At 29.2% G+C, this 20188-nt stretch carries 15 protein-coding genes and 2 tRNA genes; 15 read left to right on the top strand and 2 right to left on the bottom strand.

Annotation, left to right across the window (positions count from 1 at the left end; translation table 4 throughout):
* Nucleotides 1-7: 7 nt before the first annotated feature.
* A complete protein-coding gene (locus ACWXVK_RS01540) occupies nucleotides 8-1621 on the bottom strand; it encodes an ABC-F family ATP-binding cassette domain-containing protein (protein ID WP_456017027.1) in 1614 nt (537 codons plus the stop codon).
* Nucleotides 1622-1925: 304 nt separating this feature from the next.
* On the opposite strand from ACWXVK_RS01540, the gene ACWXVK_RS01545 reads away from it, so the two are divergent.
* Nucleotides 1926-2001, top strand: a tRNA-Lys gene (locus tag ACWXVK_RS01545).
* A 34-nt stretch (nucleotides 2002-2035) separates the two neighbouring features.
* On the opposite strand, the gene ACWXVK_RS01550 is transcribed toward ACWXVK_RS01545, so the two are convergent.
* Entirely contained in the window at nucleotides 2036-4198 is a 2163-nt protein-coding gene (locus ACWXVK_RS01550) for an ATP-dependent Clp protease ATP-binding subunit (protein ID WP_456017029.1), read from the bottom strand.
* Nucleotides 4199-4414: 216 nt separating this feature from the next.
* Here ACWXVK_RS01550 and ACWXVK_RS01555 point away from each other — a divergent pair, with 216 nt between their 5' ends.
* The 14 genes from ACWXVK_RS01555 (at nucleotide 4415) to ACWXVK_RS01620 (ending at nucleotide 20185) form a co-directional block, all read left to right on the top strand.
* Entirely contained in the window at nucleotides 4415-4867 is a 453-nt protein-coding gene (locus tag ACWXVK_RS01555; RefSeq protein ID WP_438340700.1) for a hypothetical protein, read from the top strand.
* Nucleotides 4860-5654 carry a F0F1 ATP synthase subunit A gene (locus ACWXVK_RS01560; RefSeq protein ID WP_438340701.1) on the top strand — a complete coding sequence of 265 codons (795 nt, stop codon included), beginning with the start codon at nucleotides 4860-4862 and terminating at the stop codon, nucleotides 5652-5654. The genes ACWXVK_RS01555 and ACWXVK_RS01560 overlap by 8 nt, the downstream gene beginning before the upstream one ends.
* A gap of 29 nt (nucleotides 5655-5683) precedes the next feature.
* On the top strand, nucleotides 5684-5992 hold the full coding sequence (atpE, locus tag ACWXVK_RS01565) for an ATP synthase F0 subunit C (protein WP_438340702.1): 309 nt from the start codon (nucleotides 5684-5686) through the stop codon (nucleotides 5990-5992).
* A 42-nt stretch (nucleotides 5993-6034) separates the two neighbouring features.
* Nucleotides 6035-6565 carry a F0F1 ATP synthase subunit B family protein gene (locus tag ACWXVK_RS01570; protein ID WP_438340703.1) on the top strand — a complete coding sequence of 177 codons (531 nt, stop codon included), beginning with the start codon at nucleotides 6035-6037 and terminating at the stop codon, nucleotides 6563-6565.
* Between the two features lie 2 nt (nucleotides 6566-6567).
* Nucleotides 6568-7098 (top strand): F0F1 ATP synthase subunit delta, encoded by a 531-nt coding sequence (locus tag ACWXVK_RS01575; protein WP_438340704.1) that lies wholly within the window; start codon nucleotides 6568-6570, stop codon nucleotides 7096-7098.
* Between the two features lie 13 nt (nucleotides 7099-7111).
* Entirely contained in the window at nucleotides 7112-8695 is a 1584-nt protein-coding gene (atpA, locus tag ACWXVK_RS01580; protein ID WP_438340705.1) for a F0F1 ATP synthase subunit alpha, read from the top strand.
* The gene (atpG, locus tag ACWXVK_RS01585) at nucleotides 8674-9558 is read left to right on the top strand and encodes an ATP synthase F1 subunit gamma (RefSeq protein WP_444705052.1); all 885 of its coding nucleotides are present in this window, start codon (nucleotides 8674-8676) and stop codon (nucleotides 9556-9558) included. Before atpA ends, atpG begins: the two co-directional genes overlap by 22 nt.
* Nucleotides 9542-11008 (top strand): F0F1 ATP synthase subunit beta, encoded by a 1467-nt coding sequence (gene atpD / locus ACWXVK_RS01590; protein ID WP_456017030.1) that lies wholly within the window; start codon nucleotides 9542-9544, stop codon nucleotides 11006-11008. Before atpG ends, atpD begins: the two co-directional genes overlap by 17 nt.
* 2 nt (nucleotides 11009-11010) lie before the next feature.
* Complete coding sequence (locus ACWXVK_RS01595; protein ID WP_438340708.1) at nucleotides 11011-11382, top strand: hypothetical protein; 372 nt, start codon at nucleotides 11011-11013, stop codon at nucleotides 11380-11382.
* Between the two features lie 280 nt (nucleotides 11383-11662).
* Nucleotides 11663-14131, top strand: coding sequence for a hypothetical protein (locus ACWXVK_RS01600; RefSeq protein WP_456017031.1), 2469 nt, complete (start codon nucleotides 11663-11665; stop codon nucleotides 14129-14131).
* A 57-nt stretch (nucleotides 14132-14188) separates the two neighbouring features.
* Complete coding sequence (locus ACWXVK_RS01605) at nucleotides 14189-16465, top strand: hypothetical protein (RefSeq protein ID WP_456017032.1); 2277 nt, start codon at nucleotides 14189-14191, stop codon at nucleotides 16463-16465.
* 71 nt (nucleotides 16466-16536) lie between these two features.
* Complete coding sequence (locus ACWXVK_RS01610) at nucleotides 16537-18075, top strand: hypothetical protein (protein WP_456017033.1); 1539 nt, start codon at nucleotides 16537-16539, stop codon at nucleotides 18073-18075.
* Between the two features lie 91 nt (nucleotides 18076-18166).
* Nucleotides 18167-19954 carry a hypothetical protein gene (locus ACWXVK_RS01615; protein WP_456017034.1) on the top strand — a complete coding sequence of 596 codons (1788 nt, stop codon included), beginning with the start codon at nucleotides 18167-18169 and terminating at the stop codon, nucleotides 19952-19954.
* 155 nt (nucleotides 19955-20109) lie between these two features.
* Nucleotides 20110-20185, top strand: a tRNA-His gene (locus ACWXVK_RS01620).
* Nucleotides 20186-20188: the final 3 nt, after the last annotated feature.

Raw genomic sequence — 20188 nt, forward strand, 5'->3', positions numbered from 1 at the left:
TTATTAATTAATATCCCATAGCTTCTTCATATTCGTCAAGATTTCCATAAAATAAGAAACTTGATTTTGGTTTTATTTCAAGAATAACATTCGCGCATTCTTTAATCATAGCACGATTATAGGTTGTAAAAATGCATGAGCTCTTATATGATTTAACGCCTTCAATTAAGCTATCAATTGACTCCGAATCTAAGTGATCAAGAGGTTGATCAAAAATTAAAAAGTTGCTTTCTTCTAGCATCAATTTAGACATCATTAACCTAACCTTTTCTCCCCCGCTTGTTACTTGGACGTTTTTAAAAACACTATCATTAGAAAATAACATTCTTCCCAGAAATGCTCTCATTCTAGCATCACTGTTATCTTTTGTTTCTTGTGTAGTGTTATTTAATGGCCATTTACTTAATCAATCAATAATGCTTTCTGATTCATTAAAATATTCTTGATTATTTGAGGGAAAATAGTTAGGAGAAATAGTTATACCTCATTCAACAGTCCCGGAAGTTGGCTTTCTTCTATTCATTAATATTTCAAGGAATCTGGTTTTAGCAATATCATCATTGCCTACAATAACCATTTTATCACCAGGTTTTAAGGAAAAAGTTACATTTTCAAATAGTGTGTCTCCATTTTCATTTTTATATGTTAAATTATGAACATTTAAAATTTGTTTTCCGGGCAATCTATTTAGTTCAAATTTAATATATGGATACTTTCTTGATGAAGGTTTTAGTTCATCAATCACAATTTTTTCTAATAATTTTTTCCGGCTTGTTGCTTGTTTGGATTTTGAAGCATTGGCAGAAAATCTGGCAATGAATTCACGCAACTTTTGTGCTTGCTCTTCTTTTTTTAGATTGGTTTTTTGTTGCATTTCAACTAATAATTGACTCGATTGCTTTCAAAATGAATAATTACCAACAAATAACTTCGCTTCTGAATAGTCGATATCAATGATATGGGTACATATTGCATCTAAAAAGTCGCTATCATGACTAACAACAATGACAATATTTGGATAATCCATTAAGAAGTTTTCTAATCACTTTATAGTCTTTAAATCTAATCTATTAGTTGGTTCGTCCATGATCAAGATGTCTGGATTTCCAAATAGGGCTTTTGCTAATAAAACTTTAACTTTCTCGTTTGCTTTAAGATTAGACATTTGCATATTTCATTTTTCAGGTTCAATACCTAAATTTGAAAGAAGAGTTTGGGCATCATTTTCAGCGTTTCATCCGCCCATTTCTCCAAAAAGTTGTTCTAAGTGGCTTGCCTTTTCATAATCTTCCATTGTAGCCTCAGGGTTTTCATAAATTTTATTCTTTTCAATATTTATTTGATAAAGTTCCCTATTGCCCATGATTACAACATCGGTAACATTAAAATCATTAAATTCATCCTGGTTTTGGCTCAAAACACTCATACGAGCATTTTTTTCTTTAATAATTTGACCCTCAGTTGCCTCGATCTCGCCACTTAAAATTTTTAGAAAAGTAGATTTTCCTACACCATTAGCTCCAATTATTCCATACACATTTCCAGGCAAGAATTTCAGATTGATATTGGTAAATAATTTTTTATCTGGAAAGATTTTGCTTATTCCACAAACATCTAGCATAGTAAACTCCTTAAAATATATCAGTATATAACTAAAAAATTTTACTAAATTTTGTAGGTTTTTATATTATATTGAAGGCCTCGGATTATATAAACATGATTTATATTGCTTTTTATATTAAAACTTAATCTTTTAATAGACTTTTTTAATTATTTCATAGTATTTTATGTCTTGCGAAATATTAATAAAATTGGTTTAATTTATTGCATTCCTGAAAAGTCTTACATTTATTTGCAATAAATAATTATTTTTTTTAATATCATCAAAGATATTTGTTTATAATTTATTAGGTATTATTTTAAATGCATCCTTAGCTCAGCAGGTAGAGCAAGGGACTCTTAATCCCTGGGTCGTGGGTTCGATCCCCACAGGATGTACCATATAAAAATACAAGGCTAATTGCCTTGTATTTTTTTAATTACCTTCATGATCTATTTCTATTTTAATTTCATTGTTTGCAATTGATAGATAAATAATCGAATCTTCTTCTATTGAGTTGCGTAATATAAAATCTGCAAGTTTATTTTCGATATTGTTTTGAATAAATCTTCTAATAACCCTAGCACCAAAAGCTGTGTTATATGACTTATCTGCAATATACTCGATAACTCCTTGATCGTATTGCAACTCAGATTTAATATTTATCGAAATACGGTTGGCTAGTTTTTTTAATTCTAAATCAACAATTTCTTTTGTGACCGAGTTACTCAATTTATTGAATGGAACAATTTCATCAATACGGTTAATAAATTCCGGCTTAAACTTAGTTAACAAGATTTTTATAATTTCATCCTTGCTAGGCATTTTTGTCATAATTTGCTCTGACCCAATGTTTGAGGTCATTATAATTATTGTGTTTCGAAAATTTATTTTTCGACCTTTATTGTCGCTTAGTATCCCGTCATCCAATATTTGCAAAAGAATATTTAGAACATCAGCATGGGCTTTTTCAATTTCATCAAATAAAACTATTGAATAAGGGTTTTGTCTTACTTTTTCTGTTAATTGGCCGCCATTATCATCATAGCCAATATATCCTGGGGGCGAACCGATTAGTTTTGATATGCTATGTTTTTCCATATATTCAGACATATCTAAACGAATAATATTGTTTTCATTGTCAAATAGATTGAATGCTAATGCTTTAGCAAGTTCTGTTTTTCCTACACCTGTTGGCCCTAGAAATAGAAATGAACCAATAGGTCGATTAGGATCATTAATATTAGCTTTAGCTCTTTTGATAGCTTCTGAAACTAGGTTGATAGCATTTATTTGCCCTTTAACCCTTAATGCAAGATTTTCACTTAATTTAAGAAGTTTATTTTTTTGCTTTTCAAGCAATTTTGTTACCGGTATTTTAGTTCATTTGCTTACAACCTCAGCAATTTCTTCCTCATCAATTGTTTCTCTTATTAAACGATTTGGCAAATTGGTTAGTTTGTTTTCAACTTCTTTTTTCGAATCATCAAGTTCTGGTAATAAAACATACATAACTTTTGAAGCTTCAAGGTATTTGCCTTCATTTTGTAATGTGTTTAGCTGTCTTTTTAAATCTTCGATATTGTCTTTTAGTGAGGATAGTTTAGCAATTAAATTTTTTTCTTCTTCTCATTGACTAGACAGCTTTTTATGCTCTGCCTTGATTTTTGTTAGATGTTCATTTATTTGTTTTATGCGGTCATTATTGTTGTTATTTTCTTTACCAACAGAGTTTTTTATTGCTGCCTTTTCGATCTCCAGTTTAGTTATTTCATAATTTAGTTTTTCAATTGGCTCGGGAATATATTTCATTTCTGTTTTAATAGATGCTGAGGCTTCATCTACTAGGTCTATTGCCTTATCAGGTAGAAAACGATCTTGGATATATCTGGCCGATAGGTTTGCTGCGGCTACTAGGGCCTCATCCTTGATTTTTACCTCATGAAAAGTTTCAAGTCGTTCTTTGATTCCCCTTAAAATGGTAATGGTGTCCTCAATAGTTGGTTCATTAATAAAAATCTTTTGCATTCTTCTCTCGAGAGCAGAATCTTTTTCAATGTGTTTTCTGTATTCGCCGAGAGTGGTAGCGCCAATTAGGTGTAATTGTCCTCTTGCCATCATTGGTTTTAACATGTTACCTATATCCATACTACTATCACCTGTTCCACCAGCTCCGACGATCATATGAATTTCGTCAATAAAAAGAATAATTTCGCCATTAGAATCTTTAATTCTTTTTAAAATAGCTTCAATTCTTTCCTCAAATTGACCTCGAAATTGTGTTCCTGCAACAATAGATGAAATGTTAAGCTCGTATACTTTTTTATTTTTTAAATTTTCAGGCACTTGGTTATCAATGATTTTTTTAGCTAATCCTTCAACAATTGCTGTTTTTCCAACGCCTGGTTCCCCGATTAAAACTGGGTTATTTTTTGTCTTGCGAGATAAGATTCTTACTAACGATCTTATTTCTTCGTCGCGATTTATAACTGGTTCTAGCTTTCCTTCCAAAGCCAGTTCAGTAAGATTGCGGCCATATTTTAATAATGGGTCTTTATCTTCTTTGTTATCCTCTGCAGGTGTTCATGATGCATGCATATTTCGACCTCCTTAATTTAAATATATATTAATTATAACATAATTTAGCACTCTACTACTTAAAGTGCTAAAAAACTATTTTTTCATATTTGATTTTAGGTTTTAAGGATGTATATTTTTTGGCATTATTTTGTGAATATATTTATAAAAACAAAAAATTCAAAAGTAATATAATTTTACATTAGGTTATTAAAATATAAAAATAACCACTTGAGCATGAATAAAACACATGGAAAAAAAATTTGAATAACTTATACTACATTAAATGTTGCGTTGTTGTTAATATTTTCATCAATGTCATTTTTTGACTACTCGTTATTGTTAGGGTATTTAGTGGGTATAGTTAGTTTTTTATTATTTTTATTATCAGTATATGTGATCCTAAAAATTGTGAAAAATAGTATTAATGTTCAAGGTAAAAAACATTATAAAATAAGGATGCTTATTTCTGTTCTTATATTTTTTGCGTTGAATATTTTTAATGGAGCAATATTTGCTATTTTTATTTATATTAATACCTACCTTCACAAAGACTATCCCGGTTTAAATGCTGCTTTTTTTCCATTTAATACAATCACAATGACAGCACCTTATATTCTATTGTCCATTTTTTCAATAGTGTGGGCCGTTGTTACTATGGTTAATAAAAGAAAGGAGCTAAATGGATAAATTACTAAAAATTAATTGATTTGGTTCGACAGAAATTAATAGTAATCAAATATTTTCATTAATATCCTTAGTTTTTATTGTTCTTATTTTGTCAGTTTTAATTTATGTAGCAGTAAAACGACAAAAAGTTGACAAGGCACCTAATGCTGCTTTAATCCTAGTTGAAACAGCTATTATCGGCGGAGATAATTTCTTTAGTGATACACATGAATCGAAGTTTGATAAAGCAAATCCATACTTAATATCATTATTTGTGTTTATGTTCTTTGGAAACATATTATCATTAGTTGGTTTTGCTCCGGTTGGCTCGAGTTTATCTGCGGTTTTAGCTGCCACAGTGGTGTCTTGATTAGGAACGGCTGGTGTTGGGATAGCTTATAACAAAATTAAGCATATTATTAAATTGCTAAATCCATTAGAATTTGCTTCAAATTTCTCACCAATTGTTTCTATGACTTTCCGGGTATATGGAAATATCATTGGGGGAGTTGTTCTTGTTTCATTGGCAACAATTTTCTTAAACAATATATGAGCAAAAATTATTGGTCTTGATGTTAGTGCTGAAGCTTCGACATTCAATCCATTTGGTGTTGTGGTATTGCCGGCATTTAATCTTTATTTTGATTTATTTGATGGTATTATTCAAGCATTTGTTTTTGTAGTGTTGACAATGTCATATTGGGCGCAAGCAGCTGAGGAAGACGTTAAGGAAAAACATAAGAAAAAAATTAGAGATTGAAAAAGTAAAATTATCGCTAATAAACAATTAATTCAAGAAAGTAATTAAAATATTTTTAAAAATATAGGAGAAAAAAAATGATTGATAAATTAGATAAAATTTCAGATGTTATTAATAGATTTGACCCAAGTAAAGCCGGTGATGCTAGCGGTCAAAATTACCCCTTTGCATACGGTTTAACAATGTTAGGTGCCGGGTTAGCAATCTTTGGAGCTGGATTTGTTTCGATTGGTCAAGGTATGGCCGTTGCTAAAGCCTGTGAAGCTGTTGGTAGAAACCCAGAAGCTTTATCTAAAGTTCGTACTTTATTAATTTTAGGTTTAGCTATTGTTGAAACTGCATCAATTTATTGTTTAGTTATTGCTTTATTATTAATCTTTGTATAGTTAAATTATTTTTTGATTTATATGAGAGTATTAACTTATCTTATGAAAGCCCCTGAAGGTAAAGGGGGAGTTAGTGAAGAATTAGAAAAAACCTTCTCTGGCTTAACATTTAATTGGCCTCTATTTGTTTTTTCTTTAATTGTGTTAATGCTAATAACCATTATTATTACTTTTTTGGTATATAAACCAATTAAGAAAATGGTTAAAAAGCGTCAAGAATTAATTCAAAGTAATATTGATGCTTCAATTAAAGCAAAAGATGAAGCACTAAAAATACAAGAAGAACATGATTTAAAAATAATTGAGGCTACTAATCAGGCAAGAACTATTATCAATAATGCAAAAGCTGAAAGTGAAAGAATTGTAAATAGTGGTTCAGCTATTGCGAAGAAAAAAGCTGAAATGATGTTAGAACAAGCAGAAATTTTGATTAATAAAAAGCGTGTTGAATTCAGTAAAGAGCAAAAGAAAATTATTATGGAAAATGCTGTTGAAATTGCTAAAAAAATTATTGGCCGTGAAATAAAAGATGCTGATAATGTCAAAATGATTAATGAGGTTATTAAGAAATAGATATGACTGAATTAAATGAAGTAATTAATAATTGATCATTTGCCTTATATGATTTAGCTAATGGGTCTGATCAACTTCAGGAAATTACTAATCAGACTGCTGACATTATTAAGGTTTTGAAACAAAATAAAGATTATTTAAAAATCTTAAATTCTTTTGATATAACGGAAGAAAAAAAGTTTATGTTAATTAGTGAGGCTTTTGATTCATACCATCCATATATATTAAATATTATTAAATTAGCAACCAGAAAACATATTGTTAAATATATGGATATTATATTTCATCGCTTTATTGAATTAGCAAATGAAAAATTAAATATTAAGTATGGTTATGTATATTCAGTTAAACCATTAAGTACTGATAAGATGAAAAACCTTGAAAAAAAGATTTCATCTGATCTAAATGCAAAAGTTACTTTAACTAATCATATAGACCCTGATTTAATCGGTGGAATAAGAATAAAAGTAGACGAGTACTTGATTGATAACTCTGTTTTGGGAAAATTAAACAAGATAAAATCATTAGAATAATGAAAGGAAAGATATGGCTTTAAAACCCAGTGATTTATCAGCTATCATTAAAAATCAAATTAAAGATTTCAACGAAACTGTTAGTTATGATGAAGTAGGTAGAGTTATTACTGTTGGTGACGGTATTGCTCTAGTTAGTGGTTTAACTAATGTTGAATATGGTGAATTAGTAATATTTGATTGCGGTATTGTTGGTATGGCCTTAAATCTTGAAGAAGAGTTGGTTGGTGTTGTTGTTACTGGCGATGATCGTAATATTGTGGAAAATTCACATGTCAAGAGAACACACAACGTTATCTCGGTTCAAGTGGGTGACGCTTTATTGGGCCGTGTTATTAATGCCCTAGCATTACCAATTGATGGTAAGGGTAAAATTAATAGCGAAATAAAGAGACCAATTTTCAAAATTGCGCCTGGTGTTATGACACGTAAGGAAGTTTCAGAACCCTTACATACTGGTATTTTGGCAATTGATGCTTTAATTCCTATTGGAAAAGGACAACGTGAACTAATTATTGGTGATAGACAAACAGGAAAAACAGCCATTGCCATTGATGCGATATTAAACCAAAAAGGCAAAGATGTTTATTGTATCTATGTGGCTATCGGCCAAAAAAATTCAACAATTACCCAAATTGTTGATCAGCTTGAAAAGAATGATGCAATGAAATACACAACTATCATTGCAGCATCAGCTTCTGAAAGTGCGCCATTGCAATATATAGCACCCTATACTGGTGTAACTATTGCTGAGGAATGAATGGCAAGAGGTAAAAGTGTTTTAATAGTTTATGACGACTTATCAAAACATGCCGTTGCCTATCGAACATTATCTTTATTATTGAGAAGACCTCCCGGCCGTGAAGCATATCCTGGTGACGTCTTTTATCTACATTCGCAATTACTAGAAAGATCTGCAAAACTAAATAACGATTATGGTGGCGGTTCAATAACTGCCTTGCCAATTATCGAAACACAAGCTGAAGATATTTCAGCATATATTCCAACTAATGTTATTTCAATTACTGATGGTCAGATTTTTACCAAAGAATCTTTATTTAATTCTGGACAAAGACCTGCAATTGATATTGGTTATTCTGTAAGTAGAGTTGGTTCAGCCGCGCAAACCAAAATGACTAAAAAGGTGGTGTCAAGTTTAAAGCTAGAATTAGCTCAATATAATGAAATGCAAGCATTTGCACAATTTGGTTCTGATTTAGACCAAAATACAAGAATTATTTTGGAACATGGTGCTAAGGTCTATGAGTTGTTGAAACAGTCACAATTTTCACCATATTCTCCTGGTCAACAAATTATCTTATTGTTCCTTGCTAAGTATCGCTTAATTAATGTAATCCCTAAAAACAACATTATTAAATATCGTCAAGAAATTCTAACTTATTTTGCAACAGAACCTAAAGCAATAAAAATCATGAGAAAGATCGATGAATCTAATGATTGAACTAATGAATTAATTGAAGAAATTTATAATCAAATCATTTTATTTAATGACCTGTTTATAAAGACTATTCCCCTATATAATCCTGAAAACTTTATGCCTATCCCTGAATTACCATGGAAAGCTTGCAAAAAATAAAGCAACGTATTAATTCAATTAATTCTACCAAAAAAATAACGAAGGCTATGGAACTTGTAGCCACTGCTAAGTTTTCAAAAATTAAAAACAAAATTAGTGAGGTTAAATCTTACTTTAAAAATGTTGAAGCTATTTTTATTAATCTTGTAAAAAATTCAACGCAGGATATTGACAAATTATTAAATAAGCATGCATGAAAATTTAGCAATCGTCGTAATTTATATATTATTTTTGGGAGTGATTTAGGTCTATGTGGATCATTCAATTCCGAAATGTATAAAATGATAAATGAAGTTGTTACAGGTGAAGATATTTTGATTGTTATTGGCTCTAAATTGTTAAGCCTAATTGAAAAAAATAAAAAATATCACATTATTCAAACCTTAACACAAATCGGTGATAATCCAACATATGAAATAGCTCAAGTGATTTCAAATAAGATTTATGATGTTTTAGAAATATCACTTTTAAATTCAGTTAAATTAATTTATACCAATTATGAAAACCCATTAAAGGCCGATCCTGTCGTTCAAGAAATTTTTCCAATTTCAGCAAACACGATTGGCAAAATCGAAAAAAATAACCAAAGTTTTCACCAAGATAAAGGGATCAGGGAGATTGTTTTTGAGCCCAACCCTGAAACCATTTTAATTAACTCATTTAGAATATTCTTTGAAGCATCTATTTTTCATGCTTTAACTAATGCAAAATTGGCAGAAACTAGTCAAAGAAGAACAGCAATGGAACAGGCTTCTGATAATGCCGAGGACCTTATTGATGAATTAAAAATTGAATATAATAGTTCGCGTCAATCAAAGATAACACAAGAATTGACTGAAATTGTTAATGGTGTCGGATCTTAAAGAAAGGATAAAGAAAATGACTAATAAAAAAAATAATGAATTAAATTATGGTGTTATTACCCAAATTCTTGGTGCTGTTATTGATGTCAGATTTAAGGAAGGCACTGCACCTAAAATGCTTAACGCCTTGGAAGTTATTGATGAAAAAAACCCTAACAACAAACAAATTCTTGAGGTTGCTCAACATATTGGTAATGACACTGTAAGAACAATAGCCATGAGTTTAACCATTGGTTTAAGACGTGGCATGAAGGTATTGGACCTTAAAAGACCAATTACTGCACCTGTTGGTAAGGAAATTCTTTCAAGAATGTTTAATGTTTTAGGTCAACCTATTGACTTGCTAGGAGGCGATTTTGAGCAACAAATGCCTATCCATAGAAGCGCACCTAGTTTTGAAGAACAAAAATCCACTTTAGAAATATTTGAAACTGGTATTAAGGTTATTGACCTATTAATACCATACATTAAAGGTGGAAAAATTGGTCTTTTTGGTGGGGCCGGTGTCGGCAAAACTGTTTTAATACAAGAATTGATTAATAATATTGCAAAACAACATGGTGGTTTATCAGTATTTGCTGGTGTTGGTGAAAGAACAAGAGAGGGTAATGACTTATACCACGAAATGAAGGCAAGTGGTGTTTTAGATAAAACTGCATTAGTATTTGGACAAATGAATGAGCCTCCAGGCGCTAGAATGAGAGCGCCATTTACTGCACTAACTATGGCCGAGTATTTCCGTGATCAAATGGGCCAAGATGTGCTTTTATTCATTGATAATATCTTTAGATTTACCCAAGCAGGTTCAGAAGTTTCGGCATTGCTAGGTAGAATGCCTTCTGCCGTTGGGTATCAACCAACATTAGCAGTCGAAATGGGGCAATTGCAAGAAAGAATTACTTCTACAAATAAGGGATCAATAACATCTGTTCAAGCAGTTTATGTTCCTGCTGATGACCTTACTGACCCTGCTCCTGCGACCACATTTACTCATCTAGATGCGAAAACTGTTTTAGATCGTGATATTGCAGCATTAGGTATTTATCCTGCTATTGATCCATTGGGTTCTAATTCACGTATGATGGATCCTAATATCGTTGGTTTAGATCATTACAATACTGCGAGAGAAGTACAAAATATTTTGCAAAGATTTAAGGAATTACAAGATATTATTGCAATATTGGGTATGCATGAATTATCAGAGGAAGACAAGAAGGTTGTTGCTAGAGCACGTAGAATAAGAAGTTTCCTGTCCCAACCATTTTTTGTTGCTGAAAAATTTAGTGGTATAAAGGGTAGATACATTAAATTACAAGATACCATTAGATCATTTAAAGAAATTTTAAGCGGAAAATATGATGATCTACCAGAAGAAGCATTTTTATATGTTGGTACTATTGAAGATGTTATTGAAAAAGCTAAAAACCTTGGATATATATTTGACAAATAGTTATGAATGATAAATTCATTGAAATAGTTATAACAACGCCAAATTGTGTATATTATCAAGGTAAAGGTAGTATCGTAACATTTACCACTACTGAGGGGCAAATTGGTCTAATGAAAGATGCTGTTCCATTTTTAGCGGCATTAGTTCCCTCACAAATAATTATTAAAGATCAAGATAATAATAACCGGATTTTTTACATCGATCGTGGGATTGTTGAATTTAGAGATAATTTGCTTTCATTGATTGTCAATAATATTGACGTTAAACCAATTGACACAGAAATCAAGTTTAAAAAAACAAATGAAAAGAAATATACTATTATTGAAGAAGTTGTTTTAAAAAAGAAATTGGCAGAACAAAATAAAAAACTATAAATACAGAGAAATCTGTATTTTATTTATTTTTTTAAGGACTCAAATAAGTTATTGGCGTTAGTTTAACTGCTAGTAGATATTTAAAATATATTAGCCAATATAAAAAACTATAAAAATAACTATAAATTAGATTTTTACATTAAACCTAAAGAAAACCCTAAATTTTCTTTAAAAAAAATTCCAAAACAAGTTAGAAAATAATGATTATTTTCACTCTGTACTACAATATATAATATATATAATTAAATTACAACTTAAACTTTCATAAAGGTATTAAAGAATGCGAAAATCTAGTAAATTATTAATAACATTATGTACCCTTAATGTGGGTGCTATTATTGCATCAGTAGGAATTTCTATTTCTACAACTATTAAACAAAAACCAAGAAACGCTCTGATTAAAAAGATTAAAGAAATTCAAGAAGAATTGGTAACTAATAAAAGACTTAGTGAAGAACAAAAGGTTGCTATTAAACAAGCTATCGAAGAAGCTAATAAGGTTCTTATTGGGCAAAACATGGATGATGCTAATTTTGAAAATGCTATTTCGCAATTAGTTAGTTCATATGAAGCGATCATACAAAATTTTGAACCAGTCCCAGATATTAAAGAAAAGGAAAATTCTAAAAATAGATATAATGCAAAGTTGCAGCAAGCTATGAAATTGTCTTCTATATTAGTTGATTCAAAATATGAAGAAGTTAAGAAAAAAATAGATGGAACTATTCAAAGAAACACCAATTTAATTAATGATAAAACTACAAAGGATCAATATGACCGAGCTGCAAAGGAATTAGAAGATGCTATTACTGAAGCTAATAAGCAAAAGAAAATGATTGATGATAGCGAAGATTCTGAATTAGAAAAAGCCAAAAAAGCGTTTGAATCTAAAAAAAGTGAAGCCGATGAATTATCTAAACAATTAATAGAATCTAAATTTGTTGAAGTTAAATCTACATTTGATAAAGAGGTTCAAGATGCATCGCAAAACTTATCAACAAAAGATCAATATAATGATGCTATTAATAAATTAGAAGATGCAATTAAAAAAGCCAAAAAAGCCAAAGAAACAATTTTGGAAACTGAAGTGTCAAAAGCAGTTTATGATGCCAAAGTTGCAGAGGCAGAAAAGTTTGAAAATGATAATTTTTTAGATAGTAGATATAGTTCAGTCAAAAACAAATTGCATTCAAAAGTGGAAGAAATAAAAACTAAATTAGGTAGTGGAAAACATACAAAAAAAGAGCATGATGAAGCAACTAAGGAATTAGAAGATGCTATTACTGAAGCTAATAAGCAAAAGAAAATGATTGATGATAGCGAAGATTCTGAATTAGAAAAAGCCAAAAAGGCGTTTGAATCTAAAAAAAGTGAAGCTGATGAATTATCTAAAGAATTAATAGAATCTAAATTTGTTGAAGTCAAATCTACATTTGATAAAGAGGTTCAAGATGCATCACAAGGTTTATCAACAAAAGATCAATACAATGATGCTATTAATAAATTAGAAGAGGCAATTAAAAAAGCCAAAAAAGCCAAAGAAACAATTTTGGAAACTGAAGTGTCAAAAGCAGTTTATGATGCCAAAGTTGCAGAGGCAGAAAAGTTTGAAAATGATAATTTTTCAGATAGTAGATATAGTTCAGTCAAAGACAAATTGCATTCAAAAGTGGAAGAAATAAAAACTAAATTAGGTAGTGGAAAACATACAAAAAAAGAGTATGATGAAGCAACTAAGGAATTAGAAGAGTTAATTGCTAACGCTTATGATGAAATACTAGAAATTGGAGCTAGATTAAAATTAATAGAAAAATTGCATGAAAAAGTTGCAGAAGCAGAAAGAATTGTTACCGAGCTCGGTAGTAACAATAAATATAAAAATATTAAAGACGATTTAGAAAAGGTGGTTAAAGAAAAGAAAGATTCAGTAAATGTGAATAATACTAGAGAAGAAATTGGTAATGCAATTGGTGAGGTAGATAAAGCCATCAAAATAGCTAAGTCAGAAAGGAAAAAAATTGATAAGAAATTAAATACTGAAAAAGAAAAAAAGGATGCTGAAGCAGAATTTATGGCCTTGGTAGTAAAGGTCGAAGATTTTTTAAAAACATTAACAAAATCTAGTCAAATGAGCATTAAAACTAATTTAGAAAATGAATTAAATAAGCAAAAACAAATAGTTAATAGTGAATCATCAACACCTAATAAAATCAAAAACGCAATGGAAAAACTTACAAAATTATTTGAAAAAGCTAAATTTGAAGCAAACAAGGACGAAGAACCTGATGATGGATTAACGCAAGAACAAAAAGATATAGTTAATAAGTTAAATAATAAAACATTATTAAAGGCAGATAAAATTACAGAAGAAGTTAAAAAACATATTTTAGAAGTACTTAAAGACAATAGCAAAGTATCTGGTGAAAATTTTCATTATTATTTCGGATACATTGAATTTAAAAATAATAGTTTTGAGTTCTCGTCGAAAAAGCCTACTAAAAAGAATAAAAGCAAAATAAAACATAAGAATCTTGGTATCGGATTTTTCGATGAGAAATTTATCAAACTTGTCCATGAAAAGGAAATAATTTTTCCAACTAATAAAACAGGTAAAAGTGCTCGAAAGGCGTTAGCTCTTGAATTAAAAAGTGATGGAAAAATAGTATTGCCATTTAAGTTTAAAGATCATACCAAGGTATATGAAATTGAATTATTTACAAGCAATGAGAAACTTAGTGACTATAAATAAGTTCAATGAGTTTTAAATATATAATTAGTAATTATTTTTATAAATAAGGAGTACGTAATGAAGTCTAGTAAATTATTAATTGCATTATGCGGAGCCAATGTTGGAACTATTGCTGCAGCCGCGGGAATATCAATCTATACTGTACAACAATCTATGCCTAGAAATGTTTTAATTCAAAAGATTGATCAATATGAAAAAGAATTAAAAAATAATATTTCGTTTAACGAAAACCAGAAGACAAAAATTAAGCAGGCAATAGAAGCTGCCAAGGCTTTTCTTTCTGGCGCTTCTTCACAAAACTTAAATTTTGAAAATGCCATTGCGCAATTAGTTAATTCTGTTGAAGAAATTAAACAAAATCCAAATACTGAAGAAATGGATATTGACAAGTTAAAGAGGTTTGCAAAAAAATCGTATAATAACAAGTTACAAGAAGCTAAACAATTACAAATATTATTATCATCTCCAAGGTATGAAGCCATTAAATCTAGACTTGATTTATTTATCTATGAGTCAACAAAAAATATAAATGATGGCAGTTTAAAAAGCGACTATGACGAAGCAAAACAAAAACTAGAAGTAGCGATAAAAGAAGCTATACAAGCTAAACAAGAAATTGATACTCTCGAAAATATTAAAAATGATTTTAATGACAAAGTTAAAGAAGCAAAAGAACTATCAAACAAGCTTTTAGCTAATAAGTATTATGATGTTAAAGCAAAATTAGATCTATCCATCAAAGAAATAACTAATAATTTAAATAATAAAAGTAAAAAACATGATTATGATGAAGCCAAAATTAAATTACAAATGGCAATAGATGAAGCTTTGAAATTAAAAGAGCAAATTGATTTGGAAGAAAAGAATTTATTGGAAGCTAAAAATAAATATGAAGAAAAAATTAGTGAAGGAGATAAATTATCAAAAGAACTTGATGGTGATTTATACAAAGATATTAAACAAAAATTTGATGAATCATTTAAGAAATTAAAAGATCAAGTTACAAACAAGAGTACTAAACAACAATATGATAGTGCTACAAAGTTAATAACTGAATTAATAGAAAAAACTAAGAATGATAAAAAAACAATTGATGATAGAATACAACACCAATTAGAAGAACAACAACAGATTTTTTATAATAAATTATCCAATGATTTTCTTGATATATATGATGTCGAATTGGCTGGTGACAAATATAAAGATATAAAAGATAAATTACAGGAAGAAGTTCAAGCGATTGTTAATAGTGTTGGTGATAGCAGCACCATTGATGATTTTAAAGAAGCAATAAAAAAACTAGAAGAAGCTTTTGACAATGCAAGAAAAGCAAAAATAGAACTTGATAAGCAAACCACACCAAAGGTTGATGCCAAAAAAGATTATGAAGAAAAATTAAAGGAGGCTGAGGAATTATCAAGTTCTCTTAAGGAAGCTAAATACGAAAATGTCAAGAAAAAATTAGATGATTCATTAAACCAAATTAAAGCAAAGATTAATGATAAAACTACTGATCAAGAATATAAAAGTGCAACTAAGGAATTAGAAACTGCTATCGAATCTGCTAATAATGAAAAAAAGGAAATAGATAAAAAAGAAATTTTAAAACAAAAAATTGATGAAGCAAAAGCTGAATTTAAAAAACTTGAAATTGAAATTACTGAATTTATTCAAAAATCATTAACAAAGCCTGAGCATACTCAACTTAAGATGAAACTTGAAGCTGAATTAGAAAAAAGCAAAGATGACATTAATAAAGAAAATTTAACAGCAAGAAAAATTCAAACAATTACAAAGAAACTTATGACTTTCTTTGATCAAATTAAGAGAGAATCTCAAAAAAGCGAACAGGCATCAGAAAATTTAAATCCAGAACAACAAAAAATAGTTGATAAGATTAAGGATAAAACAATTATAAAAGAAGCTGCCGTTACCGAGGATGTAAAAAATTCAATTATTGAAATATTTAAAAAGAAATCTAGAGTTAATGAAGAAAAGGTAAATTATTACTTTGGATATATAAGTTTTGATAAAAAAACTCATGATTTTAAATTCTCAGAAAAAAGACCAAAAGGCAAGATTAAGGCGAAAAATCTTGGCCATGAAATATTTGCTAGTGAATTCGTTAACTTAGTATTAAATAAAGAAATTGTTTTTCCAACTTCATCAAAAGCAAGCAACGCCAGAAAAGCTTTATCGCTTCAATTAAAAGAAGACGGAACTGTCGTATTGCCCTTTAAATTTAAGGGACATGAAAAAAATTATGAAATAGTGTTATTCAAAAGTGAAGAATTAAAGAATATGCTTAAAACAAATCCTAGCATTGTAGAATAATAACAGTTTAAATGATTTAATAAATTTGATTAGTAAAATTTATTTTTAAATTTAGGGAGATTATAAAAAAAATGAAAAAGTCAAGTAAATTATGAATCACGTTAGGTTCTATTACAGGCGCAGTAGTTTTACTTGCTACCGGTTTATCGGTTGGTTTAGTTATGAAAGCAAAACCAAAAAAAGAATTAGCACAACAAATTCAAGCTTTTGAATTAGAATTAGAATCTAATAGTAAGCTTAACGAATCACAAAAAACCGAGATTAAAAAGGTAATTGATGATGCTAAGAAAGTGTTGAATTCTGACAAATCATCAAATATTAATTTTAGAGAAGCATTATCAAAACTCGTTAGTCAGGTTAGTGAGATTAGGAAAAAAAGCTTTGATTCAAAACCTGATTTATTATTAAGCGAAGCTAAAAAAATATATGAATCTAAATTGAATGAAGCCAACGAATTACTAACTATGCTTTCAAAAGATGAATATAAAGAAATAAAAACAAAATTGGAATCATCTATTAATTTAGCAAAAAAAGAAATTAGCGATAAAAGTACAAAAGAACAGTATGAAAATGCTACTAAATCATTGATAAGTGCTATCGAAACTGCTAATAGTGAAAAACAATCAATTGATGTTCATAATTTAAATAATTCTAATAAAAATTTAGAAAATGCTAAAGAAGAATATGGCAAAGTTATTTCTAAAGCTAATGAACTAATTAAAACATTAGAAGCAAAACCTGAATACGCAACTATTAAGAAGACATTAGAAGAAAAAGTTAATAAAAATAAAAAAACGATAACTGAATCAAGTTCTAAGGATGAATTTCTTGCTGCCACAAATGAAATTAATGACGCAATTAATCAAGCTAAGGCAGAAAAGAAAAAAATTGATAATAAATCAAAAACTGATGATACTAAAAAAGCAGCAAAAGACGATTTTTATAAATTAGAAAATGAAATTAAAGAGTTTATTAAGACATTAAAAAAGCCTGAACAAGATGGTCTTAAAAATAAATTAGAGGCTGAGTTAAATAAGCAAAAAAGTATTGTAGATCAGGAAAATACAACTTCTCGCAAAGTTAAAGATATTACTAAAAGCCTTAAAAAATTCTTTGAACAAATCAAAAGAGACGCACAAAAAGCAGATACTACAGAAGAAACTTTAACAGCTGAGCAAAAGGCATTAGTTGAAAAAATAAAAAATAAAACAATTTTAAATAATAGCACCATTAGTGAGGATGTTAAAAAAGCTATTATTGAAATATACAAATCTCCTAAAAGTCATGATAAAAATGAACATGTGAGATACTTCTTTGGCTATTTAAGCTACAAGAGGCCAACAAAAGGACAAGAACCAATCTTGCAATTTTCTGAAAATTCAAAAGGAAAAAAGAAAGATCTTGGAAATTTATTTGCTAAAGAATTTATGGATTTAATAAATAGAAAAGATGTCTTATATGCCGGTTCAAATAGCAGAAGAAAAGCGTTATGTCTTGAATTAAAGGAGGATGGCAAAGTTGTTCTACCTTTTAAATTTAAAGGCAGCGATAAGATATATGAAATAGAACTATTTACTAGCGATGAATTAAAGAAAATGGCAAATAACTAATTTAGTTATGTTATAAATTAGGTAAAACCTGTACAATAAATGAATTGCACTAATAATAATTTTTGCGCTAAAAATGTGGGAGAAAATTAAAATGAAAAAATCGAGTAAATTGCTAATTTCGTTAGGTTCTATTAGCGGTACAGCTGTCGTGCTTGCAACCGGTTTATCAGTAGGGATCGTGTTACATGCTAAACCTAAAAAAGAGCTATCTCAGCAAATCGAAACCTTTGAGCAAGAATTAAAATCTAATAAGAAACTTAATGGTTCACAAAAGCTAGAAATTAAAAAAGCTATCGATAACGCTAAAAAGGTGCTAAATTCTGATAAGTCAACAAATTCCAATTTTAAGGATGCGTTATTAAAGTTAGTTAGTCAAGTTAGTGAAATTAAGAAAAATACTATAGATGTAAAAAATAATAATTCATTAGAAGCTGTTAAATCCTTATATAACACTAAATTGGATGAAGCAAATAAGTTATTATCCTCGTTGCTAGATGATAAGTATAAGGAAGCTAAAATTAAACTTGAATCATCTATTAATACTGCTAAAAAAGAAATTTCTGACAAGTCTAGTGTTGAGCAATTCAAGCAAGCAGCAAATAAAATAGCCAATGCTATTGATACTGCTAAAGAATCCAAACAAATGATAGATGGACAACACGGTAGTGATAATACAAATAATATTTTAGAAAAAACAAAACAAGAATATAAAAAGCAAAAAGATATCATCGATGATCAATTAACATATTTGAGTGGTCCTAAGTATGCGGAAATAAAGTCCATGCTGGAAAAGGAAGTTAATGAAATAGTTAAAAATATTAATGATAATAGTACTGCTGAACAATTTGAAGCAGCAACTAAAAAATTAAAAGATGCATCAGAAAAAGCAAAAAAAATGGCCGAACCAATCGATGATGAAATCGAGGCAAGAGTTGAATTTGATAATAATCTTAATGCCGCTAAAAAAATAAGCAAGGAATTGGAGTCAGATTCTAGATATAAAGCAATAAAGGATGAATTGGATAAAGTCATTCAAGAAAATGAAAATGCTATTAATGATAAAAGTACTAAGGAGCAAATTGATTCTATTTCATCAGTATTAATTGAAGCTACACTTAAAGCCAAAAATGCAAAAAGGGATATTGATGATGCACAACAAGAAAAAGATTCTAAGCTACAAGCACTAGCTTCATTCAATAAAATAGCTAAAGAAGTGGAAGATTATTCAAAAACTCTTACTAACCAAAAACATGATGATATTAAAAAGCAATTAGACGATGAATTAAAAAAACAACAGGAAGTTGTTAAACAAGATAATTCAGATTTTGAAAAAATAGAAGATGCTACCAAAAAATTGTCTAATTTACTTGAGCAAGCAAAAAACAACTTAAATAAAAATACAGATGCCAAGAAAAAACAACCGGATGCAAATGTCAAGGAAAATCTAACTGAGGAACAACAAAAAATAGTTGATAAAATAAATAATAAGTCAATTGTATCAACTAGTTCAATTACTGATGATGTTAAAAATGCAATTATTACTATATTAAAAGGAAATAGTAGGTTATCAAATGAAAGAGAACATCATTACTTTGGCTATGTTACTTTTGATAAAAAAAATAATTTTATGTTCTCCGAAAAGAGACCTAACAAGAAAAACAAAGCAAAAAACCTTGGATCAGGAATTTTCTCAAAGGAATTTGTTGATCTTTGACATAAAAAAGAAATACTTTTTGCAAATAATTCTAATAAGAAAAATAGTAGAAAAGCACTTTGCTTAGAAAAGAAAGCAGATGGTAAAATTGTTCTTCCATTTAAGTTTAAAGGTCACTCTACTATTTATGAAATTGAACTTTTTCAATTAGATACAAAAGCTTAATTTATCAAAAAAACACGCAAAATAAATGTGTGTTTTTTGATTGCGACTACTAAAAACTCAAACTTATAAAATTTGCTTTACATTGTAGATAATAAACCTAAAATTTGTAAAAAAACGTTTATTTATGTTAAAATAATAAAGCAATTTAGAAAATGGCGTTCGTGGCGAAGTGGTTAACGCTCCGGGTTGTGGCTCCGGCATACGAGGGTTCGATCCCCTTCGAACGCCCCATTT

Source organism: Mycoplasma sp. 3398, assembly GCF_053851555.1.